The organism is Azospirillum sp. B4, from assembly GCF_000333275.1.
In the GTDB taxonomy this organism is placed as follows: Bacteria; Pseudomonadota; Alphaproteobacteria; order Azospirillales; family Azospirillaceae; genus Nitrospirillum.
Genome location: NZ_BACU01000274.1, coordinates 1 through 15,822 on the forward strand (window position 1 = coordinate 1; position 15,822 = coordinate 15,822).

The window sequence follows — 15,822 nt, forward strand, 5'->3', positions numbered from 1 at the left end:
CGGCTTCAGCGCCTGGGCGATGGTCGCCTGCGCCGCCGCGGCGTTGGCGTTTCCCTTCATCTTGAACTGCCAGACGGGGCCGATGCCCAGGTCGGCCTCGGTGCCCAGCACGTAATGGGCGGCCTCGTCCGCGTGCGCCTTGCCATAGGCGATGGCGCCGTAGGTCCCCTCCTCCTCGGCGGCGAACAGGACGATGCGCAGGGTGCGGCGCGGCTTTTCCGGCAGGCCCTTGATCAGCTTGGCCGAGGCCAGGGCGATGGCCACGCCGGCGCCGTCGTCGATGGCGCCGGTGCCCAGGTCCCAGCTGTCCAGATGCGCGCCCATGAGCACGATCTCGTCCGGCTTCTCGGTGCCCTTCAGGTCGCCCACCACGCTGTAGGTGGTGATGGGATCCTGCGGGCCCACGTCCAGCACCAGCCTCATCTTCACGGGCCCACGCTCCAGCAGCCGGTCCAGCTGGCCGGCGTCGATGGTGGAGATGGCGCCAGCCGGAATCTTGGGCACGCCCTCCTCATACCGGGTCATGCCGGTATGGGGCGCCCGGTGGGCGTCGGTGCCGACGGAGCGGATCAGCACGGCCGCCGCCCCCTTCTTGGCCGCCACGACGGGGCCGCCCATGCGCATGGCCACGGCCTCGCCATAGCCGCTGCCGTCCTGGGTGCGGGCCATGGGCAGGGCGATGTAGGCGATCTTGCCGGTCAGGGAGCCGGCCGGGGCGGCGTTCAGGTCCGTCAGGCTGGCGAAGCGCACCACCTCGGCCTCCAGCCCTTCGGGCCCCGTGCCGACGCTGGCGCCCAGCGCCGCCACGGCCACCGGCTGCGGCAGGGGGCTGACGATGCTGGCCCGCTCCAGACCGCGGCGCCAGCCTGGCATGGGCACGGCCTCGGTGTGGACGTCCTGCAGGCCCAGGTCCTTCATGGTCTTGACCGCCCAGGCCACGGCCGCCGCGTCGTTGGGCGTGCCGGGCAGGCGCGGCCCCACCTGGGTGGTCAGCGATTCCACCACCTCATACGCCCCGCTGCCGGCCAGCGCCCGTTTCTGCAGTTCCTTGACGCTGTTCAGCGCCGAGGCCGGAATGATGGCCGGCCCCTCGTCCGCCCGCGCAGCCGATGCCAGCGGACCGCCCAGCACGCTCCCCAGCACGCCCCCGAAAACCCCCAGGGCCAGGCCGGCCCGGGCCATTTTGTTCTTCAAATCCAACACGCCCGCATCTCCCATGATTCGGCTCGTTCCGGAAGGCCCCCGCCACCCGTGCCGGCCCGCTGTCGCAGGCAAACTGCCATGGGGCGGCCCCCCGGCGCCATCGCGCAGTTGTCACGATGACATCTGGTGAGGCCTTAAGCGGGAGGGGATGTCATTGAAGACTGGGTTCCAGCACCGGCGGCGCTTCGCTGGCCTGGAAGGTGCCCAGCTCGATGTGGACGCGGGTGCCCGCCCCTGGAAGGCTGTCCAGGCTGAGCTCGCCGCGCAGGGGCCCTGTCACCAGGTTGTGCACGATGTGCAGGCCCAGGCCCGATCCGCCAGCGCCCTGCTTGGTGGTGAAAAACGGCTCGAACGCCTGGGCGGCCAGGTCAGCCGTCATGCCTCGCCCGTTGTCGGACACGGTGACGGCGGCGCGGCCCGCCGGGGTGCGCGACACCTGGATATGGATGGCGGGATCCGTCACGCCGTCGAAGGCGTGGACCACGGCGTTCTGCACCAGGTTGGTCAGCACCTGGGCCAGTTGCCCTGGCCGGGTGGGGACAATCAGGCCCGGCGGCCCCTCCACCGTGGCGGTCACCCCATGCCCCTTCAATAGCGGCTCCAGGCTCAGCAGGGTTTCGCGCAGGTATTCCGTCAGGGGCACGGCCCGCACGCGCTCGCTGGTCTGGTCCACCGACAGCTGCTTGAAGCTTTGCACCAGGTCGGCGGCGCGGCGCAGGTTGCGGTTCAGGATCTCGCACTCGTCCCGCGCCTGGGTCAGGAATTCATCCAGGTCGCCCCGGCGCAGGCGCCTTTCCGCCACGGCCCCGGCCAGGGACTCGACCTCGCCTTGCAATTGCGAGCCCAGCGTGACGGAGACGCCCAAGGGCGTGTTGATCTCATGCGCCACCACCGCCACCAGATTGCCCAGGGAGGCCAGCTTTTCCTGCTGCACCAGGCGGGTCAGGGCGTTTTCCAGGTTGGCCAGCGTCTGCGCCGTTTCCTCCCGCGCCTGCTCCACCTCGCGGAAGGCGGCGGCATTGGTGATGGCGACGGCGGCGAAGGCGGCCATGGAACGCAAGGCTTCCACATGCCGGGGCAGCGCCGCGTCCGGCCGGCTGATGCGCACCTCCACGACGCCCAGGCGGCGTCCGCCCACCCGCAAGGGAGCATGAAGCAACGTGCCATCTGGACCGCTGGTGGTGGAGGCCCCCTCTACCGCGCGCTGGTGTAGCGGATCTTCCGGCGCCAGCGGGCCCAGCCGCGCCTCGGCCTCCGGCACGCCGCTGGCATAGGCCAGCGACAGGGCAGCGGCGTCACGCTCATTGACAACCGGGGTGTCGAAAAGCGCGACGCGTAACGCTGCGGCCGGCATCAGTTCCGCCACATGGGCATGCAGGGCGCGGCAGATGGCTTCCCGTTCCAGCGAGGCCGACAGGTCGCGGCCGGCGTCGCCCACCCGTCGAAGGGTGGCGGCGGAGGCCGCCAGGTCGGCGGTGCGGGCATCCACCAGTTCCTCCAACTCCCGTTGGCGGCGGCGGTGCCAGGCCAGCCGTCCCCAGAACGACAAGGCGACGGCGCCGATGGTCGCGGTGGCCGCCAGGACGCGGAACCACCAGGTCTGGTACCAGGCGGGCAGCACCGTCACCGGCAGGGACAGGGTCTGTGGATTCCAGCGCCCGTCCTTGTTGCTGCCCCGGACCAGCAGCTGGTAGTGGCCGGGCGCCAGGTTGGTGTAGACCGCGCGGCGGCGCTGCGCATCCTTTTCCATCCACGAGGCGTCGAATCCTTCCAGCATGACGGCGTAGCGGTTGCGGTCGGGGGCGGAGAAGTCCAGGGCCGTGAACTCCACCTCGAACCCCCGGTCGCCGGGGCGCAGGACCAGGGGAACGCCGTCGATGGCGGCGGGCGGCACGCTCTGCCCATCCACGCGCACGTCGGTTACCGCCAGTGGCGGGGCGAAGCGCCAGTCGGCGATATCGTTGGGTGATACGACCGTCATGCCCCCATCGCCGGCAAACAGCAGCATGCCGTCCGGCGTGACGGCCGAGGCGTTCTCCCAGTAACGGCGGATCAGGGCGTTTTCCGCCGATCCCAGGACGCGGACGGCCAGCGTGGCCACGTCGATGCGCACCAGTTCATCCGCGGTGGTCGCCCAGACATGGTCGTGGCCGTCATAGGTCAGGTTGTTGATGCGCAGGCTGGGCAGGCCGTTTTCCCGGTCCAGCACACGGAAGCGTGGCTTCCCGTCACCGTCGCGGCCATCAAGAATGGCGATGCCCCCTTGGGCAGTGCCCACCCACAGGCGGCCCTGTCCATCCTCCGCCAGGCTGTTGATATAATCGTGCGGCAGCGAGCCGGGGTCGTTCTTGTCATGGGCCAGGCGTTCCACCGCGCCGGTGGCGGGATCCAGCCGGTTCAGGCCATGCTCCGTCCCGGCCCAGACCGCGCCGGCGTGGTCCACGGCCAGGGCGATGATGCGGTCGTCCACCAGGCTGTTGGGGTTGGCGGCCTCATGCCGGTACAGCGTCTTGGCGCCGTCGGCATCGATGCGCACCAGGCCGGAAAAGGTGGCGATCCAGGTGACCTCCCCCGCCGTCACCACGCGGGAGATGTAGGGGGTGGGGTTGGTGGTGGGCAGCGTTTCCCGCTCCACCACGCCAGAGGACTCGCCTACGCGATAAAGACCCCGGGGGGTGCCGGCCCACAGCATGCCCCGGCCATCGGCGCCACCGCGCCGCGCCATGGCCAGCACGTCCAGTTGCGGCAGGCTGTGCGCTGGATCTGCCAGGGGGCCACCCGCCAGGATGCGGCGCACCTGGCGGGTGGCCGGGTCGAAGCCCACCACGGCGCCGTCGCCGCCCAGCCACAGCACCCCCTGCGGCGCCACCGCCACGCTCTTGATGGTGGGCAGGTCGCCCAGCGGCGGCCGGCCATTGCCGGTGAACAGGGTGACCAGGGCGGCGTTGGTCGGATTGTGCACGTCCAGTCCCGAATCGCCCCCCGTCCAGATCAGGCCGGACCGGTCCTTGATGATGGCGCGCAACGCGTTGCTGGACAGCGTGGCGGGGATGTCGGCCTCATGGCGGATGGCGTGGTAGACGCCGCGCGCCACGTCCACCTCGGCGATGCCGTTGCCCAGCGTCGCCACCCACAGCACACCGGGCCGCACCTCCACGGCACCCCGCATGGTGACGGCGGACAGGGGCGGTTCCCCCTCCCCCTGCGGCCGGATGACAGTCAGGGATTGCGCCTGCGGGTCATAGACGCCCAAGCCGCTACGGTCGCCGCCCAGCCACAGGCGGCCATCCGCGTCCTCCTCGATCTGCCAGACGCTGTCGGCCAGCAGGGCCGCGGCGGCCTGGCTGGGGTTGGCCACCGGCGGGGTCATGAAGCCGGTGACGCCCGCCGCGCGCATCACCAGGCCCTTGGCGGTGCCGGCCCACAGCGCGCCGGAGCGGTCCTGATGAACGGTGAACACCGTGCTGTGCGGCAGCGCGTCGCCGCCCGCGTCCCCTTCCTGGGCGCCCTTGCCGCCGTGGCGGAGGTGTTGCGTGACCCGCCCCTCACGCGTCAGGTGGTCCAGGCCACCCCGCGTCGCGACCCAGACACCGCCCTGCCCATCATCGGCGATGTCATAGACGGTGGCGGCGCTGACGCCGGTGGGCCCGGGGGCGATGGTGCGGAACCGCTCCGTCACCGGATCATAAAGCGCCAGCCCGCCGACATGGGTCCCCACCCAAAGCCGGCCAGCGGGGTCCACGTGAAGGGCGCGGATGACGCCGTCCGGCAGGGAGCCTGGAATATTCGGATCCGGCTGGAACACCCGCATGTGATAGCCGTCGAAACGGGCCAGGCCGTTGGTGGTCCCGATCCAGATGAAGCCGCGCTGGTCTTGCGCCAGGGAAAAGATGGTGTCGCTGGGCAGCCCGCGGCTGCGGTCGATGTGTTCGAACGCGGTCTGGCCCAAGGCCTGCCAGTGCGCGGATTCCGCCCGTGCCGCCGCGACAGGGCCCCAGAAAGGCCCTATGGCCGCCAGCCACAGCACAACAAGGAAGAACGCTACGCGCATCAGCACAACCACCAGGGTGACGGCAATCGCCGGAGTCACCGAGAGGGGTGGCCCGAACAATCTTGGATTTTATAGGAAAGCCAGCGGCGCGCCACAAAATCAGCATCGCCCCTGCCCATCCGGCTTAGGCCTTCCGGCGGAAAGGGGGCTGGGCCTGGCTGGGGAACAGGCCTATTGTAAGGCCCCATCAGCCGGAGGCGCGCGCAGCGCCTACTGCCGCCCCAAACAGGTGGATTTGCGATGAGCATCCAACACACCGCCACCAGTACCAGCGTGCCAGCACCGCGCATCCTGGTGGCGGAAGACAATCGCGTGAATCGGGAACTGATCCTGGCGGTGCTGCGCCGCCTGGGCTATGAGGCCGCCGGGGCCGCCGACGGGGCGGAAGCCGTCAGCCTGTTCGACGCCGCCGGCGACACGCCGTTCGACCTGGTGCTGCTGGACCTGAACATGCCGGGCGTCGGCGGCGCGGAGGCGGCGCGGGTGCTGCATGAACGTCCCGTGCCATCCGGACGGGGCCGGGGTGTGCCATTGGTGCTGATGACGGCCGAAACCGATGTCATCGACCATCTGACCACAGGGCTGTTTTCCGGCTATGTCGCCAAGCCCCTGGTGTGGAACGACCTGGACGCGCTGATCAAGCGCCTGTTGGCGCTTTGATACGCGCGGCTCTTGATCGTGACTGCTCAAGAGCCGCGCCCTCAGGCGCCGGGGGCGGCCATCCAGCCGCTTGGCTTCCTCAGTTTCCGGTCCGCTGACGCTCCCCGGAAACCTCCGGCGCCCGCGGTCGCGGGCTACTGCGGCACGAGTCTGTAGCCCGTGCCGCAGCACCTCAGCCAGTCGCCCAAAACGAAACGGGCCCCAGGGATGTCCTGGAAGCCCGTTCGGTTCAAGCATCTGGATGAGCGAAAGGTCAGTTCACCAGTTCCGGCACCTTCTCTTCCGGCTTCTCGGGCTGGCCCGGGCGGGTGCCGCCGGCCACGTAGTCGAAGGACAGGGCGTCGTCCTTGACGGTGACGCGGACGGCGCCGCCCTTCACCAGCTTGCCGAACAGCAGTTCCTCGGCCAGGGGCTTCTTGATGTATTCCTGGATGGTGCGGCCCAGGGGGCGCGCGCCGTACAGGGGATCATACCCCTTGGTCGCCAGCCACTCGCGCGCCTGGTCCGTCAGCTCGATGGTGACGCCGCGATCGGTCAACTGCGCCTCCAACTCCATGACGAACTTGTCCACCACCCGGCCGATGATCTCCGGCGACAGTCCGGCGAAGCCGATGATGGCGTCCAGGCGGTTACGGAATTCCGGGGTGAACAGGCGGTTGATCGCCTCCTCATCCTCACCCGCCCGCTTCTCACGACCGAAGCCGAAGGCGGGCTTGGCCAGGTCGGACGCGCCGGCGTTGGTGGTCATGATCAGGATGACGTTGCGGAAGTCGACCGTCTTGCCGTTGTGGTCGGTCAGCTTGCCGTGGTCCATCACCTGCAGCAGGATGTTGTAGAGATCCGGGTGCGCCTTCTCGATCTCGTCCAGCAGCAGCACGCAGTGCGGGTGCTGGTCGATGGCATCGGTCAGCAGGCCGCCCTGGTCGAAGCCGACATAGCCCGGGGGGGCGCCGATCAGGCGGCTGACCGTGTGCCGCTCCATATACTCCGACATGTCGAAGCGGGTCAGCTCGATACCCAGGGTGCGCGATAGCTGGCGCGCCACCTCGGTCTTGCCCACACCGGTCGGACCGGAGAACAGGTAATTGCCGATGGGCTTCTCCGGATCGCGCAGACCGGCCCGCGCCAGCTTGATGGCGCTGACCAGGGTGTCGATGGCCTTGTCCTGGCCGAACACCATGGTCTTCAGGTCGCGTTCCAGGTTCAGCAACACCTCGCGATCATCCCGGCTGACGCTTTTGGGTGGGATACGGGCGATCTTGGCGACCACCGCCTCCACGTCCTTGACCTGGATGGTCTTCTTGCGCTTGCCCGGCGGCAGCAGCATCTGGGCCGCCCCCACCTCGTCGATGATGTCGATGGCCTTGTCCGGCAGCTTGCGGTCGCCGATGTACTTGGCCGACAGCTCCACCGCCGAGCGGATGGCCTCGCGGGTGTAGCGGACGTTGTGATGCTTCTCGTAGTAGCTCTTGATCCCTTCCAGGATCTTCACCGCGTCGTCCAGCGAGGGCTCGTTGACGTCGATCTTCTGGAAGCGGCGGACCAGGGCGCGGTCCTTCTCGAAATAGCTGCGGTATTCCTTGTAGGTGGTGGAGCCGATGCAGCGCAGGGCACCGCTGGCCAGGGCCGGCTTCAGCAGGTTGCTGGCATCCATGGCGCCACCCGAGGTGGCACCGGCGCCAATCACCGTGTGGATCTCATCGATGAACAGGACGGAGCCCTCGACCGCCTCCAGCTCCGACAGCACGGACTTCAACCGTTCCTCGAAGTCGCCGCGGTAGCGGGTTCCCGCCAGCAGCGCGCCCATGTCCAGCGCGAAGATGGTGGCGTTCTGCAGCACCTCCGGCACCTCGCCATGGACGATACGGCGGGCCAGGCCCTCGGCGATGGCGGTCTTGCCCACGCCCGGGTCGCCCACGTACAGCGGGTTGTTCTTCGACCGGCGGCAGAGGATCTGGATGGTGCGGTCAACCTCCTGCGCGCGGCCGATCAGGGGATCGATCTTGCCACTGAGCGCCTTCTTGTTGAGGTTGACGCAATAGGCCTCCAGCGCGTCCGTGCCCTTCTTGGGTGCTTTCTCGCCGGCCGGCGTCTCCTCCTCCGACCCGCTGACCCGCTTGGTCTCGGACCGGCCGGGGGACTTCGCGATGCCGTGGGAGATGTAGTTGACGGCGTCGAAGCGCGTCATCTCCTGCTCCTGCAGGAAATAGACGGCGTGGCTCTCACGCTCGGAGAACAGGGCGACCAGGACGTTGGCGCCCGTCACCTCCTCCCTGCCGGAGCTCTGGACATGGATGGCGGCGCGCTGGAGCACCCGCTGGAAGCCGGCGGTGGGCTTCGCATCCTCGGACCGGCTGGAGATGAGGTTGCTCAGCTCGTTGTCCAGATACTCGCCCAGCTCGACGCGCAACTTCTCCACGGTCACGCCACAGGCGCGCAACACGGCCAGGGCGTCCTGGTCCTCGGTGAGCGCCAGCAGCAGGTGTTCCAGGGTCGCGTACTCGTGCCGACGCTCATTGGCGTAAGCTAGGGCCCGGTGCAGCGTCTGCTCGAGGTTACGCGAGAGCATGCCTACTAATCCTTCTCCAAGGTGCATTGCAGGGGATGCTGGTTCTGGCGCGCGAAGTCCATCACCTGGGTAACCTTCGTTTCCGCCACCTCGTAGGTGAACACGCCGCACACGCCGACGCCGCGGCGATGGACATGCAGCATGATCCGCGTCGCTTCCTCCCGGTTCTTGGAGAAGAAACGCTCCAGGATGTGAACGACGAACTCCATGGGGGTGTAGTCGTCGTTCAGCATCAAGACCTTGTACATGGAGGGCTTTTTGGTCTTGGGTTTGGCCTTGACCACGACACCGGTGTTGGTGCCGTCGCCGCCATTGCCGCCCTCATTTCCCTGACTGTCGAACTCCGTCATGGCCTTCCAGGTACGTGTCTCTCGGGGTGGTCATCCCAGGAATAATATGAGATCGCGGCGGGCCGTTGGAAGACCCCTGGTAACCTTATTCATGCCTGGGGTGCGATTGCCGCACGGAAATCACCCGGACGCAAGCGAAGCCTGCCTTCCGCAACGGCGGCCGTCACAGTGGGCAAAACAAAACCCGGGGGCGAAACAAAAACCCGGCGGGCGCGGGCCCACCGGGTTCGTCAGCGTTCGCTGTGGTGATCGGCCGCACGGGGGCGACCGCACCGGCATCAGGCGGCCAGGCGGGGCTTGCCGAACTTGGTCACGACAGCGTTGACGCGGGCGGAGATCGGCTCGATCGCCTCATTGGCCAGCTTCACCGAGGCCTCGGAGGTCTTGGTGGCCTCGCTGATCAGGGTGTCGAAGCTGGTCTTGGCGAATTCGGACTGCAGGTCCACGGCCTCGCGCAGGGTCTTCACCGCCAGCAGGGCCTTGGTGGCGGACACGCTGCTCTCGAGCGAGGACTGGGCGTAGGCGACGAAGGACTTGGACAGGCTCTCCAGGCCCTTGGCCAGCACGGTTGAGGACTGCACCAGAGCGTCCACCGTCTCCTTGTTGAAGGCGGTCAGCTCCTCATAGGCCTCGAAGGCCTTCTTGCTGGCCTTCTCGACCTGTTCCTTGGTCAGGGCCACGGCCTGCTCGTAATTCTTGGTCACGGCGTCCTGGGTGGCGGCGACGGTGGTCTCGGCGGCCTGCTTGGTGGCGGCGCCTGCTTCCACGGCGGCGTCGGTGACGACCTTCTTGGCGCGCGTGGCGGTGGTGGCAGTATTCGGGGTGGTCATGAGGGTGCTCCTTCCAATGATCGCTAATGATCCATCGGCCGCCCGATGCGGCCCGTACCCGGGTCAGGCAAATCCGGCATCGGCCGGGAGAGGTGCCTGCGCGCCAACGGCCCGCAATGGCACCGTCATGTTGCGTCGCAGCACGATCCCATATCTGGACCGTGCCGAGATGTTTGTCAACCAGTTTTTGTGCACCGCAAAAATTTCGTCATGTGGGATTTTGGCGCTTCCTACCTCCGTAATTCGCTCCGAACTGGCGCGAAAGGGTGCTTCGTAAGCCGAACTGTCTAGCCAATCCTCCCTCGGAAGGTGGCGCCATGTTGCGGTGCAATATATCATATGAATGGCGACCCCTGTCCCTCCGGGGTAGCGCATCCCGCCGGAGTCGCCACCGGCACATGTAAAAGCGCCAGTCATAGTTGCGGCGAGGCGCCATGGCTCTTGGCACTCAATCTTATTTTCAATACTGGACAGCGATTCCCCATGCCTTTACTTTAGTCGCCACCGACAACGCGGCATGGCGGAAGGGGCAGTTCACCGTGACCCATTGTAAGCGCACATACTTGGCTGGCCGGCGCGTGCGCTGGGCCGTCCTGGCTTTACTTGCGTGCTGGGCCTTCGTCCCCGCCGTCGCCTTCGCCAAGTACGCCGCCATCGTTGTCGACGCCGAAACCGGCCAGGTGCTGCATTCCGCCGGGGCCGACACCCAGAACTATCCGGCGTCCCTGACCAAGATGATGACGCTGTACCTGCTGTTCGACGCGCTGGACGCCGGCCGCGTCACGCTGGACACCCCGTTCAAGGTGTCGCAGCACGCGGCCGCCCAGGCGCCCAGCAAGCTGGGGCTGGATCCGGGCGATACCATCCGCGTGCGCGATGCCATCCTGGCCCTGGTCACCAAGTCGGCAAACGACGTGGCGGTGACGGTGGCGGAGAACCTGGGCGGCAGCGAGCCCCACTTCGCCCAACTGATGACCGCCAAGGCCCATGCGCTGGGCATGACCCGCACCACCTTCCGCAACGCGTCCGGCCTGCCCAACGCCGGTCAGAAGACCACGGCGCGCGACCTGGCCCGCCTGGCCCAGGCCCTGATCCACGACCACGCCAGGCAGTACGCCTATTTCAAGACGGAAAGCTTCACCTATAACGGCGCCACCATGGCCAACCACAACCATCTGATGTCCCGGTATCCGGGCATGGATGGCATCAAGACCGGGTTCATCAACGCCTCGGGCTTCAACCTGGTGGGGTCCGCCGTGCAGAACGGCCGGCGGCTGATCGCGGTGGTCATGGGCGGCAGCAGCGCCGTGTGGCGTGACAACCGCATGGCCGACCTGTTGGACGAGGCCTTCGACACCAAGCCCGGCGCCGTGCTGACCGCCGAGGCGCCCATCAAAGCCCCCAACAGCCACGCCCCCAATGGCCGCGCCGCTCCGGTGCAGGTGGCCAGCGCCGACAAGGCCACCGACGACACCGCGTCGGAAGGCGATGAGGACGAGGCGGACGAGGCGCCGGCGGCGAAGCCCGCGGCCGGTGTCCGGCTGGCCAGCGCCGCCGGCAAGGCCGCCAAGGCGGTGGGCAAGGCGGCGGAGAGCGTGGCCGACCACACCTTGCTGGTGGCCCCGGCGGAGGCGGCCCCGGCTGTGGCCGTGGCGCCCAAGGCCAAGACCATTCCGGCGGGCTGGAGCATCCAGGTTGGCGCCTACAACGACCGCGCCGCCACCCAGGCCGCCATCGCCCGGGCCACGCAGCGGACCAAGGGCCTGTTGAACGCCGCCGTGCCCAACGTGCAGGAGGCGGGGTCACGCCTCTACCGCGCCCGCCTGGCGGGCCTGAATGAGAAGACGGCCCGCGCCGCCTGTGTCCAGCTGAAGCGCCAGGGCCAGGACTGCATCACCATCGCCCCCGGTGCCAGCTGACCGCCCTCCCATGTCGGCGATGATGACGGTGGCGGGCGGCGATGACGCCGCCCCGTCCCTGCTGGCCCTGGCACGGCAGCGGCGGGAGCCGTGGTGGGCCTTCCTGGGCGGCCTGTTCGTGGTCGCGCTGGGCGCCGTCCTTATCGCCATCCTGCTTCTCAAGGCGCCGCAGTGGCTGCGGCTGGAACCGGCGCTGAAGCGCAGTGAAGCCCTGCGCGCCATCTTCGAGCTGCTGGTCATGCTGGGCAGCGTCGCCGCCTCCCTGCTACCCCTGGCCCTGGCCCTGCGCTGGCTGCACGGCCGGCCGTTGCGCAGCGTGATTTCTCCCGTGCCGGGGCTGGACCTGGGCCTGGCCGCACGCTCCGCCCTGCTGTGGGGCGGGCTGGTGCTGCTGACCGTCATCGTCAGCGGGCTGATCGACGTGGCGCACGGGGAGCCGTTCGCCCCCGGCGGCCAGCCCTGGCCCCAGGTGCTGGCCTTCGCCACCGCCACCGCCTGGATGGTGCTGCTGCAGGTCACGGCGGAGGAGGCGCTGTTCCGCGGCTACATCAGCCAGGGGCTGTACGCCCTGACGGGCAACGCCTGGGCGAGCGCCTTGCCCGTGGCGGCACTCTTCGCCTGCCTGCACACCCAATCCTGGAGCAACGGCGTGTGGGACCAGCGGGCGCTCTATTTCATCATCTCGCTGCTGCTGTCCGCCGTCACCACCAAGGCCGGCCGGCTGGAGGCCGCCATCGGCATCCATTTGGGCCAGAACCTGACCGCCATCTATGTCATGGGCGTGCTCGGGGCCCCCTTCCCCTCCCTGCTGGGCGTGGGCGCGCCGGAGGGCAAGCCCGCGGGCGTGGAGGACGTGGCCGCCGTGCTGGTGACCATGGGCGTGGTCTGCGGCCTTTACTGGTACCTGGGCGTGCGACGGGGCTGGGTGGTGCGACAGCGGCCCGTCCTATGATCTCACAGGTTCCGACGCGCCTTTAGGAGACCCAACGGTCTCAGCCTTTCAAATATATGTCCTGGCTTGGAGGTGGCGGCACCATCGGCCAGCCGAATGATCGCGCGACTTCGGCAGCCGCCAATCTCACAGGGCCCCATTCTGGAAGATTCAGCCCGCCATCGGAGCCGAACCTTAAAAAATCCGGGCCGCTCATCGCGAGTATCAACTTATCCAGCGCTTCTATTTTGTCCTTCTGATCGGAAGAAATGTCTGCGCCACCGGATTCCAACTCCCCCAAAGCCTCTTCCCAACAAAGGGCCAGCTCTTCCCCTGCCGGGGCGAAATCGGGAAACAATCCTATTTGAATCTCCGCGCACTGCGCCAAGGCGAGGACGGACCAGTTCAGCCGCTCCAACATCATTTCACCAATCGCAGCATGGGGTAACGTTCCTGTGACGCCGCAATCAATAGTCCCCCACCCTGCCGTGCTGAACAAATAAGAAAGGGCCGCGACCCCAGCGGATCGCGGCCCGTTCCCTACTCTACCGCCGACCGGCTCAGAAGCCGTCGGGCGCCGCGATGCCGCTCTGGCTCAACTGGTCGCGGATGCTGCCCTTCAGGCGTTCCAGGCCGGCCTCGCTGAAGGCCTCGGCGCGGGCCACCAGCACGTCCTGGGTGTTGGAGGCGCGCAGCAGCCACCAGCCGTCCACGGTCTTCACCCGCACGCCGTCGATGTCGTTGACCTCGATGCCGTCGCCCGCCAGGGCCTTGGCGCGGGCCACGATCTCGTCCACCGCCTTGAACTTGCGCTCCTCATCCACCTGGAAGCGGACTTCCGGGGTGTTGAAGACGGGCGGCAGCACGGCCTTCAGGGCGGCCAGGCTGCCCTTGCGGCTGACCAGGCCGGCCAGGCGCACGCCGCAATAGGGCGCGTCATCGAAGCCGTAGTACTTGTCGGCGAAGAAGATGTGGCCGCTCATCTCACCGGCCAGGGGCGAGCCGGTCTCGGCCATCTTGGCCTTCAGCAGGCTGTGGCCCGTCTTCCACATCAGGGGCTTACCGCCGTTCTTGGCGATGTCGTCGTACAGCGTCTGGCTGGACTTGACGTCGGCGATGATGGTGGCGCCCGGGTGGGTCTTCAGGACGTCGGCGGCGTAGATGGCAAGCAGCTGGTCGCCCCAGATGATGTCGCCGTTCTCGTCCACCGCGCCGATGCGGTCGCCGTCGCCGTCGAAGCCGATGCCTAGGTCCGCCTTGTTGGCCGCGACCGCGTGGATCAGGTCTTCCAGGTTCTCCGGCACAGTCGGGTCGGGGTGATGGTTGGGGAAGGTGCCGTCCACCTCCTCGAACAGCAGGATGTGCTTGCCGGCAGCTTGTCGGTCAGGCGGCGCAGAATGTGACCCACGGCACCATTGCCGGCGTCCCAGACGATGGTCAGGTCCCTGGTACCGTCATAATCCTTGGCCAGGCGGTCGATGTATTCTTCGCTGACGTCCAGCTGGCGCGAGGAGCCCGCACCCGTCACCAGGTCCTGGCCGTGGACCAGGCGGCCGATCTCCTGGATCTGCTCGCCATAGACCGGGCCCTTGCCCAGCATCATCTTGAAACCGTTGTAGTCCGGCGGGTTGTGCGAGCCGGTGATCATTACACCGGCGTCCAGTTCCAGGTGCCGCACGGTGAAGTACAGCATGGGCGTGGGGCCCAGGCCGATGCGCACGACCTCCAGGCCGGTGGACATCAGGCCCTCGACGCAGGCCTGCTCCAGCTCCGGCGATGACAGGCGGCCGTCGTAGCCGATGGCCACGCGGGTGCCGCCGGCGCGCACCACCAGGGTGCCGAAGCCCTGGCCGATGGCACGGGCGTCGTCCGGGCCCAGGGTCTTGCCGATGACGCCGCGGATGTCGTACTCGCGCAGCACCGTGGGGTGGAACCGATGATTAGCGGTCATGACTTGCACCTGCTCCCTTGCTGCTTGGATTTATCGCCGCTCGGACCGGCCCTGGGGCCGGCCGATGGACCGGTAGGTGAAACCGGCGGCGTTCATGTCGTCCGGATTGTAGACGTTGCGAAGGTCGACCAGAACCGGCGCCTTCATGGACCGGCGCACCCGGTCCAGGTCCAGGGCGCGGAACTCGTTCCATTCCGTCAGGATGGCCAGGACGTTGGCGTCCTGGATGGCGGCGTAGGCGTCGGTGCACCAGGAAACCCCCGGCAGCATCCGCTCCGCCTCATGCATGCCGGCGGGATCATAGGCCTGGATAACGGCGCCCAGACGTTGCAGTTCCGGAATGATGTCCAGCGACGGCGCGTCGCGCATGTCGTCGGTGTTGGGTTTGAAGGTCACGCCCAGGATGCCGACGCGCTTGCCCTCCACGCTGCCCCCCGCCGCCTCGACGATGCGGGCGGCCATGGCCTTCTTGCGCTTGTCGTTGATGTCGATGACCGTTTCGACGATGCGCAGGGGGGCGCCCACGTCGGCCGCGGTACGGGCGAGCGCCAGCGTGTCCTTGGGGAAGCACGACCCGCCGTAGCCCGGGCCGGCGTGCAGGAACTTGCGGCCGATGCGGCCGTCCAGGCCGATGCCCTTGGCCACGTCATGCACGTTGGCGCCCACCTTCTCGCACAGGTCCGCCACCTCGTTGATGAAGGTGATCTTGGTGGCGAGGAAGGTGTTGGCCGCGTACTTGATCAGCTCCGACGTTTCCAGGCTGGTCATGACGATGGGCGTCTCAATCAGGTAGAGCGGGCGGTAGAGCGCCTTCATCACCGCCCGGGCCCGGTCCGATTCGGCGCCGATGACCACGCGATCCGGCCGCATGAAGTCGGCGATGGCCGCCCCTTCGCGCAGGAACTCGGGGTTGGAGCAGACGTCGAAGTCCAGGCCCGGCCGCGTCTCACCAATGATGCGGGCCACTTCGCGCCCGGTGCCCACGGGCACGGTCGATTTGGTCACGATGACGGTGTAGCGGTTGGCGTCCAGCGTTTCCGCCACTTCACGGGCGGCGGCATAGACGTAGGACAGGTCGGCATGGCCGTCACCGCGGCGCGAGGGCGTGCCCACGGCGATGAACACGGCGTCCACGCCCTTCACGGCGGCGGCGAGGTCGGTGGTGAAGGACAGGCGGCCCGCCTTGGCGTTCTTGGCCACCAGGTCGTCCAGCCCAGGCTCGAAAATCGGAATCTCACCCCGGTTCAGGCGCTCGATCTTGCCGGCATCCTTGTCGACGCAGACCGTGGTCACGCCGAACTCGGAAAAACAGGCGCCCGAGACCAAGCCGACATAGCCTGTTCCGATCACCGCGATAC

Annotated in this window: 10 protein-coding genes and 1 pseudogene; 3 read left to right on the forward strand and 8 right to left on the reverse strand. The window is 67.9% G+C overall.

Going from position 1 to position 15,822, the window contains the following annotated elements:
* A partial coding sequence (locus tag I55_RS11960; protein WP_148293694.1) for a M28 family peptidase occupies nucleotides 1-1,182 on the reverse strand: 1,182 nt, incomplete at its 3' end.
* Between the two features lie 172 nt (nucleotides 1,183-1,354).
* Complete coding sequence (locus I55_RS11965; RefSeq protein ID WP_044560806.1) at nucleotides 1,355-5,293, reverse strand: two-component regulator propeller domain-containing protein; 3,939 nt, start codon at nucleotides 5,291-5,293, stop codon at nucleotides 1,355-1,357.
* Between the two features lie 201 nt (nucleotides 5,294-5,494).
* On the opposite strand from I55_RS11965, the gene I55_RS11970 reads away from it, so the two are divergent.
* The gene (locus I55_RS11970) at nucleotides 5,495-5,914 is read left to right on the forward strand and encodes a response regulator (RefSeq protein ID WP_049974050.1); all 420 of its coding nucleotides are present in this window, start codon (nucleotides 5,495-5,497) and stop codon (nucleotides 5,912-5,914) included.
* Between the two features lie 253 nt (nucleotides 5,915-6,167).
* On the opposite strand, the gene clpA is transcribed toward I55_RS11970, so the two are convergent.
* The 3 genes from clpA to I55_RS11985 all read right to left on the reverse strand — a co-directional run bounded on the left by clpA (nucleotide 6,168) and on the right by I55_RS11985 (nucleotide 9,663).
* Nucleotides 6,168-8,483, reverse strand: a complete 2,316-nt coding sequence (clpA, locus tag I55_RS11975) for an ATP-dependent Clp protease ATP-binding subunit ClpA (protein WP_044560807.1) — start codon at nucleotides 8,481-8,483, stop codon at nucleotides 6,168-6,170.
* 5 nt (nucleotides 8,484-8,488) lie between these two features.
* Nucleotides 8,489-8,833 (reverse strand): ATP-dependent Clp protease adapter ClpS, encoded by a 345-nt coding sequence (gene clpS, locus I55_RS11980; RefSeq protein ID WP_044560809.1) that lies wholly within the window; start codon nucleotides 8,831-8,833, stop codon nucleotides 8,489-8,491.
* 278 nt (nucleotides 8,834-9,111) lie between these two features.
* Nucleotides 9,112-9,663 (reverse strand): phasin family protein, encoded by a 552-nt coding sequence (locus I55_RS11985; protein ID WP_044560810.1) that lies wholly within the window; start codon nucleotides 9,661-9,663, stop codon nucleotides 9,112-9,114.
* Between the two features lie 539 nt (nucleotides 9,664-10,202).
* On the opposite strand from I55_RS11985, the gene I55_RS11990 reads away from it, so the two are divergent.
* Nucleotides 10,203-11,582 (forward strand): D-alanyl-D-alanine carboxypeptidase family protein, encoded by a 1,380-nt coding sequence (locus I55_RS11990; RefSeq protein ID WP_252181116.1) that lies wholly within the window; start codon nucleotides 10,203-10,205, stop codon nucleotides 11,580-11,582.
* Between the two features lie 10 nt (nucleotides 11,583-11,592).
* The gene (locus tag I55_RS11995; RefSeq protein ID WP_044560812.1) at nucleotides 11,593-12,534 is read left to right on the forward strand and encodes a CPBP family intramembrane glutamic endopeptidase; all 942 of its coding nucleotides are present in this window, start codon (nucleotides 11,593-11,595) and stop codon (nucleotides 12,532-12,534) included.
* Between the two features lie 40 nt (nucleotides 12,535-12,574).
* Here I55_RS11995 and I55_RS12000 read toward each other — a convergent pair whose 3' ends face one another.
* From I55_RS12000 to I55_RS12010, 3 genes and pseudogenes are all read right to left on the reverse strand, one after another.
* Nucleotides 12,575-12,937, reverse strand: coding sequence for a hypothetical protein (locus tag I55_RS12000; RefSeq protein ID WP_044560813.1), 363 nt, complete (start codon nucleotides 12,935-12,937; stop codon nucleotides 12,575-12,577).
* A gap of 136 nt (nucleotides 12,938-13,073) precedes the next feature.
* Nucleotides 13,074-14,464: pseudogene (gene pgmG / locus I55_RS12005) on the reverse strand (phosphoglucomutase/phosphomannomutase PgmG).
* A gap of 30 nt (nucleotides 14,465-14,494) precedes the next feature.
* Nucleotides 14,495-15,820: a UDP-glucose/GDP-mannose dehydrogenase family protein gene (locus I55_RS12010; RefSeq protein WP_044560814.1), complete on the reverse strand. Its 1,326-nt coding sequence runs from the start codon at nucleotides 15,818-15,820 to the stop codon at nucleotides 14,495-14,497.
* Between the last annotated feature and the right edge of the window lie 2 nt (nucleotides 15,821-15,822).

Bases quoted from the DNA above. Each gene is read 5' to 3' on its own strand.
- I55_RS11970 (WP_049974050.1), top strand. From the start codon at position 5,495: ATGAGCATCCAACACACCGCCACCAGTACCAGCGTGCCAGCACCGCGC.
- I55_RS11995 (WP_044560812.1), top strand. From the start codon at position 11,593: ATGTCGGCGATGATGACGGTGGCGGGCGGCGATGACGCCGCCCCGTCC.
- I55_RS11985 (WP_044560810.1), bottom strand. From the start codon at position 9,663: ATGACCACCCCGAATACTGCCACCACCGCCACGCGCGCCAAGAAGGTC.
- clpS (WP_044560809.1), bottom strand. From the start codon at position 8,833: ATGACGGAGTTCGACAGTCAGGGAAATGAGGGCGGCAATGGCGGCGAC.
- I55_RS12000 (WP_044560813.1), bottom strand. From the start codon at position 12,937: ATGATGTTGGAGCGGCTGAACTGGTCCGTCCTCGCCTTGGCGCAGTGC.
- clpA (WP_044560807.1), bottom strand. From the start codon at position 8,483: ATGCTCTCGCGTAACCTCGAGCAGACGCTGCACCGGGCCCTAGCTTAC.